The sequence below is a fragment of the Larkinella harenae genome, assembly GCF_054780515.1.
This window is the reverse complement of sequence record NZ_BAAGWE010000003.1, coordinates 500,132-519,884: the sequence shown is the minus strand read 5'-3', so window position 1 is coordinate 519,884 and position 19,753 is coordinate 500,132. Positions and strand designations below refer to the sequence as shown.

16 protein-coding genes and 1 riboswitch are annotated in these 19,753 nt (G+C 51.1%); of the genes, 3 read left to right on the top strand and 13 right to left on the bottom strand.

Annotated features, from left to right (window positions below):
- Positions 1-17 precede the first annotated feature (17 nt).
- Positions 18-2,225, top strand: coding sequence for a DNA helicase RecQ (gene recQ, locus ACYVH9_RS19220; protein WP_460638002.1), 2,208 nt, complete (start codon positions 18-20; stop codon positions 2,223-2,225).
- Between the two features lie 45 nt (positions 2,226-2,270).
- Positions 2,271-3,560: a phosphoribosylamine--glycine ligase gene (purD, locus tag ACYVH9_RS19215; protein WP_460638001.1), complete on the top strand. Its 1,290-nt coding sequence runs from the start codon at positions 2,271-2,273 to the stop codon at positions 3,558-3,560.
- A 470-nt stretch (positions 3,561-4,030) separates the two neighbouring features.
- Positions 4,031-4,139: riboswitch (SAM riboswitch) on the top strand.
- A gap of 148 nt (positions 4,140-4,287) precedes the next feature.
- Here purD and ACYVH9_RS19210 read toward each other — a convergent pair.
- The 10 genes from ACYVH9_RS19210 to ACYVH9_RS19165 form a co-directional block, all read right to left on the bottom strand.
- Entirely contained in the window at positions 4,288-4,776 is a 489-nt protein-coding gene (locus tag ACYVH9_RS19210) for a DUF6644 family protein (protein WP_460638000.1), read from the bottom strand.
- Positions 4,773-5,129, bottom strand: a complete 357-nt coding sequence (locus ACYVH9_RS19205; protein WP_460637999.1) for a DUF6152 family protein — start codon at positions 5,127-5,129, stop codon at positions 4,773-4,775. The genes ACYVH9_RS19210 and ACYVH9_RS19205 overlap by 4 nt, the downstream gene beginning before the upstream one ends.
- 33 nt (positions 5,130-5,162) lie before the next feature.
- A complete protein-coding gene (locus ACYVH9_RS19200; protein WP_460637998.1) occupies positions 5,163-7,379 on the bottom strand; it encodes a xanthine dehydrogenase family protein molybdopterin-binding subunit in 2,217 nt (738 codons plus the stop codon).
- Between the two features lie 6 nt (positions 7,380-7,385).
- The gene (locus tag ACYVH9_RS19195; RefSeq protein WP_460637997.1) at positions 7,386-7,859 is read right to left on the bottom strand and encodes a (2Fe-2S)-binding protein; all 474 of its coding nucleotides are present in this window, start codon (positions 7,857-7,859) and stop codon (positions 7,386-7,388) included.
- A gap of 242 nt (positions 7,860-8,101) precedes the next feature.
- The gene (locus ACYVH9_RS19190; protein ID WP_460637996.1) at positions 8,102-8,875 is read right to left on the bottom strand and encodes a carboxypeptidase-like regulatory domain-containing protein; all 774 of its coding nucleotides are present in this window, start codon (positions 8,873-8,875) and stop codon (positions 8,102-8,104) included.
- A 117-nt stretch (positions 8,876-8,992) separates the two neighbouring features.
- The gene (locus ACYVH9_RS19185; RefSeq protein ID WP_460637995.1) at positions 8,993-9,727 is read right to left on the bottom strand and encodes an ABC transporter ATP-binding protein; all 735 of its coding nucleotides are present in this window, start codon (positions 9,725-9,727) and stop codon (positions 8,993-8,995) included.
- Positions 9,728-9,746: 19 nt separating this feature from the next.
- Entirely contained in the window at positions 9,747-10,247 is a 501-nt protein-coding gene (locus tag ACYVH9_RS19180; RefSeq protein ID WP_460637994.1) for a hypothetical protein, read from the bottom strand.
- A gap of 41 nt (positions 10,248-10,288) precedes the next feature.
- Positions 10,289-13,318: a tetratricopeptide repeat protein gene (locus ACYVH9_RS19175; protein ID WP_460637993.1), complete on the bottom strand. Its 3,030-nt coding sequence runs from the start codon at positions 13,316-13,318 to the stop codon at positions 10,289-10,291.
- A gap of 148 nt (positions 13,319-13,466) precedes the next feature.
- Entirely contained in the window at positions 13,467-14,393 is a 927-nt protein-coding gene (locus ACYVH9_RS19170) for a sugar phosphate isomerase/epimerase family protein (protein ID WP_460637992.1), read from the bottom strand.
- 6 nt (positions 14,394-14,399) lie between these two features.
- Positions 14,400-15,689 (bottom strand): Gfo/Idh/MocA family protein, encoded by a 1,290-nt coding sequence (locus ACYVH9_RS19165; protein WP_460637991.1) that lies wholly within the window; start codon positions 15,687-15,689, stop codon positions 14,400-14,402.
- Between the two features lie 243 nt (positions 15,690-15,932).
- On the opposite strand from ACYVH9_RS19165, the gene ACYVH9_RS19160 reads away from it, so the two are divergent.
- Positions 15,933-16,874, top strand: a complete 942-nt coding sequence (locus ACYVH9_RS19160; RefSeq protein ID WP_460637990.1) for a toxin-antitoxin system YwqK family antitoxin — start codon at positions 15,933-15,935, stop codon at positions 16,872-16,874.
- A gap of 2 nt (positions 16,875-16,876) precedes the next feature.
- Here the strand turns inward: ACYVH9_RS19160 and ACYVH9_RS19155 are convergent, their stop codons facing one another.
- From ACYVH9_RS19155 to ACYVH9_RS19145, 3 genes are all read right to left on the bottom strand, one after another.
- Positions 16,877-17,581, bottom strand: coding sequence for an SGNH/GDSL hydrolase family protein (locus tag ACYVH9_RS19155; RefSeq protein WP_460637989.1), 705 nt, complete (start codon positions 17,579-17,581; stop codon positions 16,877-16,879).
- A gap of 87 nt (positions 17,582-17,668) precedes the next feature.
- On the bottom strand, positions 17,669-18,637 hold the full coding sequence (locus ACYVH9_RS19150) for a hypothetical protein (protein ID WP_460637988.1): 969 nt from the start codon (positions 18,635-18,637) through the stop codon (positions 17,669-17,671).
- Positions 18,638-18,672: 35 nt separating this feature from the next.
- Entirely contained in the window at positions 18,673-19,749 is a 1,077-nt protein-coding gene (locus ACYVH9_RS19145; RefSeq protein WP_460637987.1) for a hypothetical protein, read from the bottom strand.
- Positions 19,750-19,753 lie beyond the last annotated feature (4 nt).

The window sequence follows — 19,753 nt, the reverse complement described above, 5'->3', positions numbered from 1 at the left end:
TTCCGTAATTTTTTGAGATGACAACGCAGATAGACTCCTCGGTACAGCTATCTTTAAAAGAGAAACTGAAAGAAATATTTGGATTTAGCCAATTCCGGGGCGACCAGGAAGCCATTATCCATAATATTCTGGCGGGTATCAATTCCTTTGTAATTATGCCCACAGGTGCCGGCAAATCCCTGTGCTACCAACTTCCGGCTATTTCCTCGGATGGAACGGCCATTGTCATTTCTCCCCTGATCGCCCTGATGAAAAACCAGGTGGATCAAATGAATGCCTTTGGTATCAATGCTCAGTTCCTGAATTCGACCCTGAGCAAGGCCGAAATGAGCAAAGTAAAAAAAGATACCCTGAACGGAACGCTTAAACTGCTCTACATTGCCCCTGAGTCTTTGACGAAAGAAGAAAATTTGGATTTTCTGAAGAAAGCCAATATATCGTTTGTGGCCATTGACGAAGCGCACTGTATTTCGGAATGGGGACACGATTTTCGGCCCGAATACCGTAAAATCCGGGGCATAATTGATAATATCGGCAATTTGCCAGTGATTGCGCTGACGGCTACAGCCACGCCCAAAGTACAGCAGGATATCCAGAAAAACCTCCAGATGGAGGATGCTCACATTTATAAAACTTCATTCAATCGAAAGAATCTTTACTACGAAATCCGGGCAAAAGCAGATGCGAAAAGGCAATTGATCCGGTACATTAAAAACAACAAAGGCAAGTCCGGAATCGTCTATTGCCTGAGCCGAAAAACCGTCGAAGAAATCTCGGAGTTGCTGAACGTCAACGATATCAAGGCGTTGCCGTACCATGCCGGACTGGATGCACAGACACGGATGTCCAATCAGGATGCGTTTCTGAATGAAGACGTTGATGTAGTTGTCGCTACGATTGCGTTCGGGATGGGGATCGACAAACCGGATGTACGGTTTGTGATTCACTACGATGCGCCCAAGTCACTCGAAGGGTATTACCAGGAAACCGGGCGCGCGGGTCGCGACGGACTGGAAGGAAACTGTCTGATGTTCTACAGCTACGATGACATTGTCAAGCTGGAAAAATTCAACAAAGATAAGTCCGTAACGGAACGCGACAACGCCAAGCACCTGCTCATGGAAATGGTGTCGTACGCCAACCTCGGTGTTTGCCGTCGTCGACAGCTGCTGAGTTATTTTGGTGAGTACCAGGAAAAAGACTGCGGTTTTTGCGACAATTGCATGAAGCCGACCGATAAGTTCAAAGCCCAGGAGGAGGTTGTACTGGCTCTACAAACCGTATTGCAAACGGACCAACGATTTGACGCTCCTCACCTGGCCGATGTCTTGACTGGTACGGAAAACCAGTACATTACTAGTTACGAGCACCACACTTTGCCGGTTTACGGAAAAGGCAAAGAGTTTAACGAAACCGTGGCGTATTGGTGCTCGCTGATTCGGCAAATCACCATTTACGGGTATTTGGATAAGGATGTTGATAATTACGGGGTTTTGAAGCTTTCGCAAAAAGGGCAGAGCTACATGGAAGATCCGTATCCCATCACCTTATCGAAAGACCATAATTACGAGGAGGGCGAGGAAAAAAGCGAGGACGAAGACAAGGATACCAATACCTCGTCGGGTGGTGCGTATGACGAAGCGCTGCTGGGCCTGCTAAAGGCGATGCGTAAGAAGGTCGCTAAAGAAAAAAACCTGCCGCCGTATGTGATCTTCCAGGATCCGTCGATCGAGGAAATGGCGACCACCTACCCAACTACCCGGGAGGAAATGGCTCAGATCAACGGTGTTGGAATGGGCAAGGTGGTTAAGTTTGGAAAACCGTTCATTGACTTAATTGCCAAGTATGTAGAGGAGAATGATATCGAGACGGCCAAAGATGTAGTGGTCAAATCGATGGTCAATAAATCGAAGGTCAAAATCTTCATCATTCAGCAGATTGACCGGAAAGTAGATCTGGAAGAAATTTCGGAATCGAAAGGGCTGACGATGGAAGATTTAATCGAAGAGATTGAACACATCTGTTATTCCGGCACCCGGCTGAACCTGGATTACTACATCAACCAGGTTATGGACAGCGACCGGCAGGACGACATTTACGACTACTTCATGCGGGCCGAAACCGACAACATTGGTGTGGCGATGCGGGAGTTTGCGGGCGAAGATTATACAGAAGAAGAAGTGCGGTTAATGCGAATTAAGTTTTTATCAGAAGTTGCTAATTAAAATGATGCCCGCTGACCAGTCAGCGGGCATCATGCATCATTTAGAATGAATATACTCATACTTGGTTCGGGCGGAAGAGAACATGCATTTGCCTGGAAAATAGCCCAGAGCCCCTTGTGTCATAAGCTGTTTGTTGCACCGGGTAATGCCGGAACAGCGTTCGTGGCAACGAATCTGCCGATTGCTTTCAATGATCAGGAAGCCATTGCCCAGGCCATTCAGGAAAAAGAGATTGATTTGCTGATTGTAGGCCCCGAAGAGCCGTTGGTAAAGGGGCTGGTCGACTATTTACGCTCTAAAAAAGCGCTGGAAAAACTGCGCATTGTCGGGCCGGATCAACGCGGAGCACAGCTTGAAGGAAGTAAGGACTTTTCCAAGCAATTCATGCAGCGGTATGGCATTCCAACGGCATCGTCGCGTACGTTCACGACCGAAACACTCGAGGAAGGACTGGCTTACCTGGAAACTCATTCGTTGCCGGTGGTGCTTAAGGCAGATGGGCTGGCGGCCGGTAAAGGTGTGATCATCTCCGAAAACGTCGCCGAAGCAAAATCTGTACTGACTGACATGCTGGCCGGTGGACGCTTCGGCGAAGCCGGGCATAAAGTAGTGGTGGAGCAGTTTCTGCGGGGCATCGAGTTATCGGTTTTTGTATTGACGGATGGCGTCAATTACAAGATTTTACCTGAAGCCAAGGATTACAAACGCATTGGCGAGGGAGATACAGGACCCAACACCGGTGGCATGGGGGCCGTGTCACCGGTAAAATTTGCGACGGCGAAGTTTCTGAACAAGGTGGAGGAGAAGATCGTAAAGCCAACGTTAGCCGGTTTGCAAAGTGAAAATATTCGGTATCAGGGCTTCATTTTTATTGGCCTGATCAACGTAAAAGAAGAGCCATACGTCATTGAATACAATGCCCGCATGGGTGATCCGGAGACGGAAGTCGTGCTACCGCGGATTCAAAACGATTTTGCGGAGCTAATGATTGCGACGGCGAAGGGAGAACTCGACAAAATCCAGTTACAGGTATCACCCCAAACGGCCGTAACCACCGTCGTGGTATCGGGTGGTTATCCGGATGCTTACGAAAAAGGTAAATCCATTACCGAGTTGGCTGGTTTGGACGACGTAACGGCTTTTCATGCTGGAACAAAGCCGGGCTTCAACGGGCATATTTTGACGGACGGGGGGCGTGTACTGGCGCTGACGGCCGTGGCTAATTCCCTCGAAAATGCCGTTATGAAGTCGCAGAAAGCAGCCCGTTCGGTACAATTTGAGGGCAAATATTACCGAAAAGATATTGGTCTCGACTTGATCCGCTACCAGGATTAAGCAAGCAAGGCTGAAAAATTATTTGTTTGAAAAAACCGCTCTGAAGCAGAGCGGTTTTTTTGTGCCTTCTGATCATAAGGTGGGCGGAGGGGTATCCAGCGCCACGGTGGAGTTGTGAGTCAAGTCATTACCTATCGGTTGTTGACTGACCGGACGGATCGTTTTGTGATTGTTCACCTGACGCCTGATGGGTTGGTTACGGATTGAGATGTAGTGAATAAGTAACCAAATGCAGCATCGGCTCAGCGAGATGGTTAGTTTAATTCCCAGAGCTTTACGGAACTAAGCTGGAATGGAAGCCCTGTATATCAGAATGGATTTCGTAATATGTTGATTATTAAGTAATAATAAGTGTTTGATTTATTAATCTACAAATAATATAGAATTAGTTTGCATTATAAAATATCACCTTCTATATTTGCATCATCATCTCACCTACTCGCAGGAGTAGTTCCGGGAATCCGGTTCGAGATTTATACCGAAAGGGGGAGAGACAGGCTCAATGAACCCTTAGCAACTTTCTGAAGGCTTCGGAAGAATAAGTGCTAACCTGCCTAAAATTATTAGGAACTATAAATTAAAAACCATCATGAAAAAGCAAACTTCGTATCAGCGTTGTGACCCCGACCAGGATTGGCACTTGGCCCCGATTCGGTAAGGTAGATCTCCAAAAGGAATCGCCAGCGATAGTCAGCGCTGGCGATTCTGTTTTTAGTGGCTTTTCGGTTCAATAGGCCAACAATCGCCCGCAACCGATCGTCGCCAGCCAGGCTACAATCGAAACGATAGCCGCAGTTTTGGCTCCAATCGGTATATTGCCATCGTTCCAACTAGCGGTCGACCGGAATGTAATGCGGTGAAAAATCAATACATTAACGCCAGCCACGGCGATCAGCAGCAGTTTCAGCCAAAACATTGGATCGTTGCCTAATGCTTCAGCGTTCGTACAAAAAAGCAATAACCCAGACGGAACAACTAGCAGCAAACCTCGCTGCGACCAGGGCAAAACGTGTGTTGCCAGATTCGTGACCGGAATGAAGGGCGAAAGCCCCAGCAACCGGAAATCGAAGACAAACGCACCCCCTACGAGCAGGACAATGCCAATAATGTGCACGATTTCAAGCCCGGGATAAAGCCAGGTTGATTGCCGAATGGCGACCGCCAGCGTGGTGTTTTCAATGGCCTGCAACCACCCGGCAGCACGATCCGGGCTCATCGGCGTAATTCGTATTTCTTACCGTCGATAAAAATGCGTTCGGCGCGCATTTCATTTTTGACTTTTTTATGCGGGTAGCCAACCACCCGAACGGTTGCGCCTTTTTCCAGCATAGCCGCGCTAACGCCCCGTTCCTGCATCCGGCTCGTAGGAGCCAGCACAACCAGCCACGTTTTATCGTTGTCTTTCACCCGGGCAGTCGCGTGCGGGTTCTCATATTTTGCCTCTTCAATTGTACCGGAATAATCCAGCGCTTTAGTCTGATCGTAGTCTGCCCAGCCGTGGTGCAGCGGTGCAAAAGCCGCTCCCAGCCAGACGAGCAGCAGCAAGAAAGAATTTTTTAAAAAGGCCATGTTGGTTTGGATTTAGCGTTGATACTGAAAAAATTAACTCACAATTTTCTCCGGGCGAAGGGGCAAATGCCGGATCCGTTTACCACAGGCCCGGTACACCGCATTGACTACTGCGGCTGCGGTCGGTCCCTGAGCGGCTTCGCCTGCGCCTAGCGGTTTTTCGGTAGGTTGGTTGATCACAACCACCTCTGTTTCGGGCACATCACTGAATCGGAAAATGGGATACGACACCCAATCCCGACTACTCACGTGCTGTCGGTCGAACTGTACTTCTTCTTTTACTGTCCAGCTAGCGGCCTGAATCATACCGCCTTCAGTCTGGTTTTTAATTCCGTCGAGGTTGATCACCTCGCCCGCGTCGATGACTGACCACAATTTCTGCACCTGTACGTTTCCGGTTTTTACATCCACCGCTACCCGAGCGGCAACGGCGCAGTACGTTGCTACATTTTTATACCGGGAAAACGCAAAACCAATTCCCTCGCCGGGTTTTAGGTTCTCGGAACGGGTTATTTCCTGGAGTTTCTTGATTACTGCTATGGCCCGGTCGTCTTCCAGGTGCATCAGCCGAAATTCAAGCGGATCTTTTCCGGCCTTTTCGGCCAGCTCATCCATGAACGACTCAATGGCAAACACGTTTGCATAAGCCCCCAGGCTGCGCAAAGCCGACACCCGCAGTGGCCCTTCAAAAGTGTGAGCCTCAATTTTCTGGTTTGGAAGAACGTAATAAGGTTCCGAATTGCGGTATCCGCCCCCGCTGTACCCCGACGACGGTTGTTTGAACGGTTTTTCAAGAAGTTGGGCGGCCAGTAAATTACCCGGTTCTCCGCCCGGGCGGGTGCTGTGTGAATCGGTCCAGACACCGTACCGCCAGTGCGTTATTTTTCCGGATGGATCCAGCCGGGCTTCCACGTTCATTTGCATGGCGCTGCCGTATGGTTCCCAGCCGTGTTCGTCATCCCGCGACCATTGCAAGCGAACGGGTTTGCCGGGATAGGCCATGGCCAGGAGGGCCGCGTCTGCCGCTACATCATCGGCGCCGTTATGCCCGTAACAACCTGAACCCGGGACACCCACAACGTGAATGGCGTCCGCCGGCAGATTTAGCATTTTTTTCAGTGCTTCCTGCAACGGATAAACTCCCTGGCTGTGCGTCCAGATATGTAGTTTATTTGACTGATACAATGCCAGGGCACAGGATGGGCCAATCGAGCCGTGCATGTGGTACGGCTTGAAGTAGCTGGCCTTTAGGGTATTAGTATCTGATTGGTCGAGCGCTTTTACGTTGCCCGTTTCCTTAACCGTTCGGCTTTTGACCGGTAACGTTTTGATGTAATCGGATAACTTCTGATCGTTGGGCAACGGTTTGGCATTTTCCCAACGCACTTGTTCACGAGCTACCAGCTGGGCCTGAACAGCTTCGTATTCCTCTACGGTAATAATGCCAAGGAAATTTCCGTTTCGAACGGTTTTTAGAATTCCCGGAACCGCTTTTTTCAGAGCGGCTTCATTGACCGAACGGAGTTGAGCACCGTAGGCCAGAGGGCGCACCACGCGCGCGTGTACCATGCCGGGCATTCGCATATCCTGCACGTATACAGCTTCGGCGCGTACCATTTTTTCAATATCCTGGCGTGGAATGGCTTTGCCGACCCAGCGGTATTCCGATTTGGGCTTGAGCGTCACCGGCAGACGAACCTCGTCGGTGAGTTGGTTACCATTCAGCAACTGCGCAAAAGTCAGTTGATCGTTGCCGGTTTTGGTCGTTACTTTTCCATCCGCAAGCCGGAGTTGATCCACCGGTTTGTTCCAGCGTTGAGCGGCCAGTTCGAGGAGTTTTTGTCGGGCCGCAGCCGCGGCATACCGGACGGCCATTGCGCTGTTCTCGATGGAGCCGCTTCCGGCGGTATAGCCCTCGTGCGGAGTGCGACCGGTCTCGGCCAGATGTACCTCTATTTTAGTCGGTTCCAGGTCCAGTTCCTCTGCCGCAACCTGTGCAATGGCCGTTCGGACTCCCTGACCTAATTCCATTTTGCCGGTCAGTACCCGAACGCGCCCGTCTTCCAGTATTTTCAGCCAGGCGTTGATCTGGGGTTGTTGCCGCAATGAACCTGGTAGCGAGTCCTGCAACGGCGGTTTAGAAGCAGCCCACAGGGGCTGGCAGGCGAAAGAAAAGCCGATGGATAGGCACCCGGTTGTTTTCAGAAAATTCCGTCGCGACAGGGATGAAGTGGTTTTGAGTTCGTTCATGTCGGATCACGGTTTTGATTCGTCAGCCGCCTGACGGATTGCCCGAAGAATACGGGATTGGGTACCGCACCGGCACAAGACACGTTCCATTCCTTTCCGAATTGTAGCGTCGTCGGGTTGTTTGTGTTCCGACAGCAGGGCCGTTGCCGAGATCACCATCCCGTTCAGGCAATACCCGCATTGAGCGGCTTGCTGCTCCACAAAAGCGCGTTGCACCGGATGTAACTTACCGTCGGCCTGGGTTAGTCCCTCCAGCGTGACGACAGACTGATTTTTGATGGTACTAACGGGCAGCAGGCAACTGGGCGTGGCTTTTCCGTCCAGCAAAACCATGCAGGCTCCGCATTGTTCCAGTCCGCAGCCGTATTTAGGGCCGTTGAGTTGCAGGTTATTCCGTAAAACATACAGCAGCGGAGTGGCCGGGTCGACCTCAACGGTATGCCGCTTCCGGTTTACATCAATTGTAAGTCGGGCTTTCATCGTCTTGCTTTTGTCCACGGTAAATAATCTAACAACCTGTAAAAAAGCAATTTGTTGAGTTTAATTCGGGTCTGATGAGCTAGGTTTTATCTTTATTATTAAACCATTTAGCTCCAAGAAAGCTTTAGCGCATTCCTGACAAAGCCTAACACGGCGGTTCAGGCGGTAATGGCCCAATTGTTTCTAAACGTCGAATGCCCGACGGCAAGGCGCGGGCAAAGGGGAGGGTTCGAGACGGTTTGTTAGCCTTTTTCCGTTTTTTCCTGAACCAGAAAGTCTTTCAGGCAGCCTCGAATGGCCACAATCAGATCGTATTCGGTGGCTTCGAGGACAAATTTTTCGGGAAGTTTACAAAATGCCAGGAAAGCGGTCAATCGCTCTTCTTTCAAATCCGTGATGCGCGAAACCCAGACGGGGTCCAGGCGTGAATGGTAGCGTTGTTTGTTGACTTCGGCCTGGTTCAGCTGCAAAAGTTTGCGCTCGTTTTTAGCCTCTTTGCTAAATTTGCCGTAGAGCGCCGAAACCGGACCTTTCATCGTTAGTTTGGGCGCAAGTGTGGTGTAATCGTACCCCATTCGTCCCACATTACCCAGCGACTTACCGACCAGGTCCGGGGCGGTTTTTATATCGATTACCCGTTTGTCGGCAATGTCTAGTTTCAAAAATTCTTCTTTGAATCGGCTTTCAGTCCACCCTTTGATCACTACTTCGTTCAGCAACTTTACCTCCTGCACCATTTCGACAGATAGTTCCTGATCTTGAGCCGGAACGATCAGCTGGACGGGTTTGTAACCGATGCAGGAAATTAAGAGGGTGTCGCTGGGGGCTGCGGTTATCCGGAACTGTCCGGCTTCGGTGCTCATTGTGGCCCGGCGCAGGGTGGTATTCTGAACCGTTGCTGAAGCAATCGGTTTTCGGGTCACTTGATCAATCACCGAGCCGCTGCGGATGTGCTGAGCCATTCCGGGCAGGGTCATCAGAACTGATAGCAGCAGTGAAAGTAATGCTTTTTTCATGCGAGTCCGGAGGCCGGTCTATTCAGAACGCAAGCTAACCGTTTTGCGGATAGTCCCTCCGGATTTAACATTTTTTAGCTTTCCCGATTCCGCTTCATCATTTTGACTGCCCTCAGCTCAGGATTCGTCGGCGGTTTGAATAAAAGCCCGGGCTTTGCGAATATTGGCGTTGGCGCGATCGGTTTCAATCAACCCGTCGCGCAGCCGGACAATTCGGTGGGCATATTCGGCAATATCTTCTTCGTGCGTCACCATAATCACGGTATTGCCCTTGCTGTGGATCTGATCGAATAAATCCATGATTTCGTACGACGTTTTGGTATCGAGGTTTCCCGTGGGTTCGTCGGCCAGCAAAATACTCGGATCGTTTACGAGCGCCCGTGCCACGGCCACCCGCTGGCGTTGCCCACCGGATAACTCGTTGGGCCGGTGGCCCGCCCGGTGGTCCAGCCCCACATTTTTGAGGGCCAGCATGGCTTTTTCGGTTCGGTCGGCTTTGCTGTAGCCCGCGTAGATAAGCGGTAATGCCACATTTTCCAGCGACGTCTGGCGGGGCAGCAGGTTAAAGGTCTGAAACACAAAACCAATCTCCTTATTTCGCACTTCCGCCAGGGCGTTTTCGCTCATGTTGCTAACATCCTGTCCGTTCAGGATGTAGGTACCGGAGGTGGGCGTATCCAGGCAGCCAACGATGTTCATCAGCGTTGATTTGCCCGAACCCGACGGCCCCATAAACGCAACATATTCGCCCTTTTTAACGGTAATTGTCACCGATTTTAGGGCGTCAATAATTTCACTACCCATCACGTAACGTTTGGAGATATCCCGGGTTTCAATAATAGTTTTGTTCATGATCAGTTGGGAACACAGACTAGGTCGTGGCAATTTTTCGCTTCCGCAGAAAATAATTTCGAACAAACAAGCCCGTCAGAATCAGCATCTCCGCATTGGGCATGTCAGTGACCAGCTCAATGGTACCTTCGTCGGCTAAAAACTTTCGGGTGCGGTCGTAATGGACAATTTCCTGCCCGACATCCGCCCCCGGTTTATCCATCAGCAGGCTCCATTGGTGCATTGTGAAGTTTTCCCGGCACCAGGTGTATTTTTCTCCAGTTTCCAGGTAAACCGATGCGCCGTTAAATCCTTCAAAATCAATCCGGCCGATAATCTTGTTGTCGGCATTTTTGTCGTGAATATTGACTGAATGCACCAGAAAACCCTGAACATCGAAAAAAATGTGAATACCGTTCAGGTGTGCATCGACATCCCGAACCAGCAGATCCCGGTGCATCCCACCCACCACCTGTTCGCCATCCATAATAACAACCTGACGGCTGAACGCTTCTTTAACCCAATGAAGTTGCTTTTCCATAGGCGATTAGCGTAGCTAACAACTTGTTAAACTTACTCAAATTATTGAAATGCTTCCCGCTGTTTTTCAATCAACGCACGTTTCGCCTGATAGCTTGCCAGAAATGCCTGATAATCGGTGGGAGAGGTGGCAACCCGCAGCCGGGTCAGGCTTTCTTCGGCGTAGTCGGTCAGGCCCAGATCGAGACACAGCAGCACGTATATTTTTAACAAATCCGGATGTCGTTCGTTCAGCGGTAAGGCCTCCAGCACCCGATTGTAGGCTAGTTCAGTTTTACCATTCTGCCGTTCAAAAGCCGCTGATGTCGCCACAAGTTCGGCATCGAAAGGTGCCCTTCGAAGCGCTTCGGCATAAAACTGGCGTGCTTGAGCCAGTTGGCGTTTGGCCTGATACGCCTGCGCCACCAGGAAGTCCTTTTCCGCCTGGAAAGCCGGTAAAACCGCTTGTCGGGCATCCGCAATGGTCTGGTCATATTGCCCTTTTGCGTTCCGCAGGCGGAGGTACGTCACCGTCATGGCCGAACCTGCATAAGCATTCAACCTGACTTCCTGCGGAATCTGTTCGTACCAGCTTTCAGCTACTGCCAACTGGCGAGCGGCCAAATAGCGTTTGACCAGAGCCGTCACGACGACGGTTTTCAGGTTGTCATCACGCATGGATGCGTGTAAAGCCCGTTGCGCTTCAGACTGATCGAGTTCCGGGTCGTACAGCAGCACAAAGGCTTTCTCAAGGTCCGTGGCTGGTTGTCTTTGGTGATACAATACCGCGGCCAGCGCCCGTACGCCAGGATCATTCTGACCGGCGGCCTCCCAGAGCGAACGTGCCACGAGTGGATCCCCGGATTTGGTCAGGGCCAGTGCCTGATAATACATGGAAAGCGTATCGGTGTTCTGAGCCAGGATGTCGGCGGCTTTGCGGTTAAGACCCTGCTCCAGCAGCCACATCCCCGTAATCGAATTGTAAAAAGCGCCTTTTTGCTGGTTATCCCGTGCTAGTTGCTCGGTTAGTTCAAACGCCGTCCGTTTGTTGCCAGTATTGTAATTGGCGACAGCCCGGGCAAATAACAAATCATCCGTGAAATCCTGATTAGCGGGGTTCTCGCCCAGGCGGTTCAATACACTGAGCAGGGTGGTGTCGGCGGTTCGGTTCCGAATGGCGTAATTATACAACCGGGCAAACCGGCCTACGCTCAAACCATCGTTGTCCAGAGGTTCGCTGATCCAGTCGGGCTGCTGAATGGCCGAACTGTCGACAACGGTCTGAAAGAACGTCAGGGCCGACCGGTTGGCTTCATACGATTCGTAGGCGATGGGTTTAGACGCACTTGCCAGCGAGTCGATGGAAATCAGTTGCGGATTTCGGGCCCAGAACGCCAGCAGGTTTGTCTCCGGAACTTCCTCGCGGGCGGTATGGCCACTGGCTGCGGCCAGATAATAATACGCTGAGTCGGCTACGCTGGTTTTGGCGTACAAATAGCCCAGGTTATTCTGCAACTCGCCGTTGTTTGGAAAAGCCCGGATGCCGCGTTGCAACATCTTTACAGCTTCAAAAAACAGATTGTCATCCCGTAAAACCGCGGCAAGTCCCGCATAAGCCTGCGGTGACGGTTGTTTCAGCAGCGCCTGTTTGAAATAATAGGCCGCCGTGGCCTGATCGCCCTGCACCAGCGCCAGCGAAGCCATGCCATAGTTGGATTTATGATTCTGAAATTCGGCATTCAGCGCCAGGCCGTAATATTGCTCGGCAATCCGAACTTCACCCGTTGCCGCATGATAGTCACCCACGGTGTTGAAATAACCGGCAGTAGCCTGGTTCAGGGGAAAGAAATTTTCGATCCCGATGATGACTCCCGCCAGAACTGCGGCAATCAGGCGGGTTTGCAAGAGCGAAAACCGGGTGGGTTTGTACAGAACTTTGTAAACTGGTAATGCCTGTCGGTAGAGGGGCAGAAAATTGAAGACCACGTACAACACAAACACCAGCCCCGTAGCCAGGTGGGTGTAGACGATGACATCTTCCAGGGCTTCCACCAGCGGATCGTTGGCCGAGGCAAACGCGTAAGTGATGGTCAGGGTAGTAATGAGGGCCAACCCAAGGTATAGAAATGCACCGCCATCGTGAAAGGGCATAAAATTATCGCTCTGACGAATTTGCTGCCGGAATCCCCAAAGTCCTAATACCAGCGAAATCATAAACAGAATAAACGGACTGATGACCACCGGGTTCCAGCTAATCGTCTTGGTATTGCTTAGCCAGATGAGTACCAGGTTGGCCAGGTATAGTGCGCTTATGATCAGAAAATTGTTCATTCCAAGGGGCCGGCCAGAACCGTCGCTGCGGTTATTCCGCGTGACGGAGGTGATGTACACCAGAGCCGCGATGATTTCCGCCGAAATCCAGAAGATGAAGCCCAGGGAGATGATCAGTAAGCCGGGGAGCGCGTAGCCGACAAAAGCCAGCGCGGGCAGCGGCTGTCCGGCCAGTTGGTCAATGACCAGCCAGCCCGGCAGGATCAGACCCGCAAAAATCAGCAAGCGGATGGGCAGCGAAACCTCAATCCGAAACGCGTGGAAGTAGTAACTGACCAGGCCCAGAATCAATACGATGGCGACGAAGGGCAGTCGTCCGCCAAGAGCCGTGCCTAAAAAACCAGGTAGTTGCAGGATTTCCAGCCGGAACGTGGCCAGCAGGACAATCAACGCTCCCATACCGATCAGATAATACCAGCGCGGAAGCCGGGTGATGCTTGCTAGTACAAAAGCTAGCCCGAGGCAGATGCCCAGCGTTACCAGCCGGGCCGCCAGCTCGTTGGCCTGCATGGTTGAGGCTACAAACTGCTCTGTAACGAGGTACGACTTACCCGTTATGGAATAGTCGAACAACCCGTCCGTAAAAGCACCAATAGGGGTAGAAAGGTCGGTTAGTTCACTCAGCACATCCCAGCGAACCACGTTTTGTACACCCTGTATCCAGGCCCGGATCATGCCGGCAATGGCTAGCACAAACAGCGCCAGACCCGTCCAGTAGGCCGTTTGGTGGCCCGTTCTCCAATTCTTCCAGAAAAAAAACATAGGATCAAAAACAAACCGGCAAGTGTTTTGAAGCTTGCCGGTTGAGACTATTCTAGCAACGTTGGAAAGCGGCAGTTAGTGCCTGTTGCCGGGATAAGAAAGGCCGTTCAGAGCGCAGTTTGAGATAAAGCCGCCGAACGATTGTAAGCTATGCCTTAAAAATAGCGTCCATTTTTTCCCGAATGGTGAGCAGACGGTTTCGGTCGCCCCCATTAACCTCGGCGGAGGCCCAGCCCGAGTAACCGATTTTCCGGAGTGCGTTGTTCACTTCCGGCCAGTTGCAATCTCCCTCCAGAAATTCGACGTTGAAACCTTTCCAAAGGCCTTCATCCTGTTGTTTTTTCAGGCTGAACTCCTTGATGTCCAGCTTCAGAATTCGCTTGCCGAGTGTTTCAATCCAATGGGCGGGCCAGCCGTACCGCAGGATATTGCCTACGTCGAAGTACCAACCCACCATCGGGTGCTTGAATTCGTCGACAAACCGGGCGGCTTCCATCGGGCTAATCAGGAAGCTATTCCAGACATTTTCGAACGCAATTTTGACGCCGGTTTTTTCAGCCACTGGCAGGAGTTTTTTGATTTCTTCGCGGCAGCGTTTGTAAGCGTCTTCGTAGCTAACGTCGGCTTTCACGACGCCCGGAACGAGCAAAACTGTGGTGCCGCCGTACTGTTTCGTATCCTGCAATGACTTTTTCATCGCGTCGACGCAGGCAGCCCGCACCTTCGGGTCGGGGTCCGACAGCGGTGACTTCCAGTGGAACGAGTTGACGGTGCCCGGCAGCTCCAGCCCGGTTTTATCGCGGGCTTCCAGCACCTCCTTCATATTGAGGTCGTTGGGCGTGTCCAGTTCGACACCGTCGTACCCCAGGTCTTTCAGTAACTTGAACTTGTCGAGAATCGATAACTCTTCTTTCACCATACCCCACTTCAGGCTTTTTTTAACCATCGGCTGGGCCGCAATGGGTTGAAGGATAGGGTTTACAAACGGTTCAAGGGTTTTAGGAACAGTCTCGAGGGCGGCAAAACCGCCAACAGCTGCCAGTGAGCTGTTTTTTAGAAATTCTCTACGGTGCATGGTGGTTTAGGAGAACGTGGTAATACCTGGTTTGGCTATTTCCGCAAGGGGGGGAATCATATCAAAACTATAGGTGTCTGGCCCCAGCTTTTCGGTGGAGTTCATGGCTTCGTCCCACGTAATCCGACGACCGGTGTAGGCCGCCATCCGCCCCATAATACCCAGCAGTGTACTGTTGGCCATGTATTCGCCCTGATTGATCACGTCACCCTTCCGGATAGCGGCAAACAGTTCGTCGTGTTCCGTCTGGTACATATCGTTGGCTACGCCGTTGTATTTCCATTTCTTCCGGCCGGTAATTTCGTGCACATTCCGCGAAACGTTGGCCATCGCCCGGCCTTTGGTACCGAGGGCTTCGCACAAGTAACTTCCTTCACAATTGACCTGCTGGCGGCTGAAATGGAAACCTTTCGCGCCGTCTTCGTATTCGTACGTGATGGCAAAGTGATCGTAAATATTCCCGTACATCGGATCGACGCGCACCTGTCGGCCACCGGTTCCGGATGCCGATAGCGGCAGCTTGTCACCAAATGCCCACGACATCATGTCGACGCTGTGAATGGCCTGCTCAACCAGGTGGTCGCCCGACAGCCAGGTGTAATAATACCAGTTCCGGAAAACGTATTCCGCATCGGACCATTCCGGTTTGCGAGCGTGCGACCAGACCGTACCCGTATTGTAGGTGTTATAAACCGTCAGAACGTCGCCGATGGCGCCATCCTGAATTTTCTTGAACGTGGCCCGCTTCGGCTCGTGAAAACGCCAGCAGAAGCCCGACATGAGTGAAATTTTCTTCTCTTTTGCAATTCGGGCAGCATCCAGAATCTTACGGACGCCGGGCGCATCGACCGCCATCGGTTTTTCGCAGAAAACGTGCTTCCCGGCCTGGACGGTGGCCATCAGGTGTTCCGGACGGAAGTGGGGGGGGGTGGCCAGAATAACCACGTCTACGCCCGAGTCCAATACTTTTTTGTAGGCGTCGAACCCTAAAAATTTATGCTCTTCGTCAACTTTAACCTTGTCGCCGTGGACTTTTCTCAGGTTATCCAGGGAGCTTTCCATCTTATCTTTGAAGATGTCACCGACGGCGTGCAGAACGACGTTCGGATCGGCTTTCAGGGCTTGAGCCGCAGCTCCGGACCCCCGGCCCCCGCAGCCGATTAGCCCCACTTTTAACGTGTCGCTGTTGGTTCCGGCAAACGCACGCTGGGGATGTAAAATGGTAACGGAAGGCAATACACTACTGGCCAAAGCCATGCCGGTCATTTTTAAGACGTCTCGACGGGAAGTGTTCATACAAATGAAGGGTTAGTTTACGGGAGGAAAATCAATAGGATTGAGGCTGAAAGATAGATAGTATCGGCGGGAAAGTCAAAATTCGGCAAGAATCCCTAATTCGGCGCTGAAAACGATTGGGTACGCAAACACCAATCAAAAATGGCACTCTTATTGTTGACCTGAAATGTACTAGAATCCGATAAAAACCGTTTTAATAACGTAAAAATCTGTTCGGGCCTTGTAGCCTGTTTTTACTACCGCATGAAGCGAATTACCGTATTTGGATTGTTGTTGGGAAGCTGGCAACTGGTGATGGCACAAACCACTACCTCACCGGTTCAGAACTCGTTTACAACGGCGCAGGCACCCGTTACGACGAAGTCGGCGAAAGGTGAAAAAAACGGGCCGTCGCTGGTTCCGTCTGGCGTTGAGACGTTGGTTGGTGAAACCCTACCGGATCTGGGGTTGAAAGTAAAACAATTCAAGAAAGATCAGAAGGATAAGGCCGAGCGTCGGAAAAAACAGAAAATGCTCCGCACCGAGTACGAGGGCATCCCGATCGTGGAACAATATACCAAGTTTGGGAGCGGTGACCGGACTATCATCGAGAAGTTTACCGTATTGCGGCAATACCGTCAGCCAAATCCCTACGTTCGCGAAACGTATTGGTTTGATCCGAAAGCCCAGCGGGTTTCGTCGGCGTTGATCAAAGACAAAGATAAAGTGATGATTCTGCACGGGCCCTACAAACGGTATCAGAACGGTATTCTGCTCGAAGAAGGCTTTTACTACCTTGGTGCTAAAGACGGCCGTTGGGAGAAGTACGACGCCAATTACATGCTTCTCGATAAGCAGAAATGGAATCGTGGCTTTCCCTCCGAATCCGAGATTACCTACTATGACTCGGCGCACACAAAAATAAAGGAAGTGCTACCGAAGGAGTTTGGGCGTGTGCACGGGCAATACATGGCTTTTTACGAAGGTGGCCAGCTGGCTGCTGAAGGAAAGTACGATCAGGGCGTGAAAGTGGGCCGCTGGACGGAGTATTACCAATACCGTCGGCAACGCAAGAAGATCACCCAGTACGGCCGTGACCGCTGGACCGAAGAGTTTGAACCTTATGTCATCAGCGAGTGGGACGACAAGGGGAAAATTACCTACCAGCGTCCGAAAGAAAAAGAAGTGGCCGAAGAGGATCAATAGATTCACAGGAGTTGCTGGACAACTGGCAGCGCTTTTTCGGCCCATTGCCGGTACTGATTGCCCGAATAATGCAAACCATCATCCGCTAGTTGCGACGGATCAGTGGCCGTTCTGGATATCGGCGTAATATCCACGTAGACAATTCCCGCTTTCCGGCATTCATCCTGCGCTACAGCATTGAAGGCGTTGATTTCGTCCGCAATTTTCCCCCGGTTCTGCCCCGCGTTGGCGGCATATGGTGTAACGCCCCAGTCGGGAATGGACAGCACAAAAACCCGCCCCGGTTTATCGGCCGCCAAGCGAACGGCGGTTTGTAGCAATTCCCGAAATTCGTTGCGGTAGCGACCTATATCCTGCCCACGGTATTGGTTATTGACCCCAATCAGTACTGACACCAGTCCGTACGTTTTCTGATTTCTGCTTTGTCTGATAGCGTCGCTTAATTCACCCGTGGTCCAGCCGGTGCGGGCAATAATGTCCGGATTTGCGACATCAGCCCCATTTTGCCGAAGTAAGCCCGCCAATTGAACGCTCCAGCGATCGGTAGCCGGAACATTTTCGCCAATCGTATACGAATCACCGAGCGCCAGATAGGTGTATTGATGCGCCGTTCCATCGGGATTCGTAAGCACACTATCGTCACCGGCGTCGGGTTGAGCGCAGGCGCAGAAAAGCAGCAGAGCCAGGAAGATCACAGTGCGTGGCAAAAGAAACCGTTTAGGGACAGCGAAAAAACGTTGGACGCAAGCGCCATTCACCTAACGAGCAACGACGGTTGTATGTTGGCGGAAGACTTAAAAATCGCCGGAATAGAAGGGACTAAAAACGTAGTAACTGCTATCGCGGACGGCCCGTTTAGGCGAGGTTTCAATGTACAGCAAATACCGGCTCTGGCGCCCGCTTTTGCGCATCCATTTCGAGTAAGGGCGCTCGTGGGTATACAGCCGGTTGATTTCGCGTACGTGAACGGTTTCAACCTCTTTAGGATCAACCGCAAGGCCGTTGATGAATACATCGATATCCCGGGCAAACTCATCCTGTAACTTCAAATGCTGGTTTTTGGTGCGTTTGACGAACACATCCCGGTATTCGAAAAAGGTCGCTTCAAGCACTTTGTTCATTGAATACGAGTGCGAAACACCCAGCGGATGAGCCGATAGGGCCGCGGCTTCCAGCAACGATAGCAACTGTTCCCGACCGGGTAATGCGGCAATCGGCTGGTCACTAATCTGCATCAATATCCGGTACGGTTTTGGGTCTTCGTTATCCAGTCCTTCGAACTGATGAAGTACAAACACCTCCTCGATGTACGCTGTTTTCAGATCTGTTAACAAATCCAGTGAAGCTTCTTTGCCGTTTAGGTAAAGAATCGTTTGGGTGCGGTACGGCTCCGCCAGCGTGAGTACGCCGTTTTGTAGATTTAGAATGAAGGGCTCACCAAAAGTCAGCACGGATTCTGATTTTCCTACGACTTTTTTTTGATGATACGTCATTAACCGGCCCCAGGCAACGCTGGATTCAAGCTGATCCACCAGCAGGCGGGTGGGATTAGTTAGCGGAAACGAAGAGCGGTTGACCACTGGCGACTCGTCTTTCTGCCAGTTCTGGCACGCCATTACCAGCAAAACCGTCAGGCTCCACAGCAGAACATACCGCCACCAGCCCGCATCGGAACGGCCCTGGTTCATCATCCGAATCCGGCCTTTCAGCCCCGTGTATTCAAATTGATTCGTGAAAGAGTAACGATAAGGCGCTTTTTTCATAGCAATGACGTAGCAAATACTGCTTTGATTTAGAGCTACTCCTGAAGAAAAAGCTGAACGTACCGTTTTTCCTGCTTTGATGACCCTTCCCGCAGATCGGAGACAATAACGGTATGGAGAAATTTGGGAATGAGGTGCGTAACTTCTTCCGCTTTTATCTCTTTCCCGTTGATCAGAACTTTCGCCAGTTCCGGTTGGTAGAGCTGAACACGGTTTTCGGTATCGATAAAAACGCCCAGATTTTCGTTCCGTCGGCCCGGGTTGGCACGTAGCCATTCGCCGGTAGTGGTTGTAGTGCTACCCAAACCCCTTTTCTGCACTTTCTGGATCAGGTATCCGATTCGTTTTTCTTCCACCAGTTGACCAATAGCAGCTTCATCTTCTTTGGCAAGTTGCTTCAACGCAGCAGGCATTCCGATGCTGTCATCATCCTTCATTTCCCCGATACCCAGCGAGCCTTTGGCGGCCAGATAGCCCCCCACCGATTTAATGGGCTTGTCGCTGCCTTCTCCCTGCATTCCTGAACCGGCACTGCCTTTGTCTTTGCTAATAGTAAAGCCAAGCACATTGATGTAGACTTGAAAAGGATCAAATTTGATTTGGGTAAAATCAAAGGTGAAGGCAGTCTTGGCTTCAACGGTTTGCTTCAGCTCGCTAAGATCGTTAAACGACATTTTCGGCGTGATGATCCAATAAAGCATGTCGCCTTGTTCAACCACATAACGGCTTTGACTTTTGACTTCCGCAACTGCCGGTTCAACAGTGACTTGTGTTGAATCCGGAGCTGTTAACGGTTTTTCAGGGGTTGGCTCATCAACTTTTCGGACGCCTTTCGAACTCAAAACCGTTGGCTTTTTGTGGGCAGCGACGGATGGTTCCGATTTCGAAACGGTTTTATTCGGCCCCTTAATCCATTCTGCTTTTTTCTTTTTTTCCACAGCAGCCATCGAGGATACCAGCCCCATGACAGCAACCAGAAAAACATAGACGGGCCAGGAACGCCGGTATTTTTCCCGCTGATTCATCATCCGAATCCGGTTTTTAAGAAACCGGCCACCAAAGCGATTGACAAAACGGAACTCTTCCGGTTGCTTTGACAAGAAACGTTTCATGTTC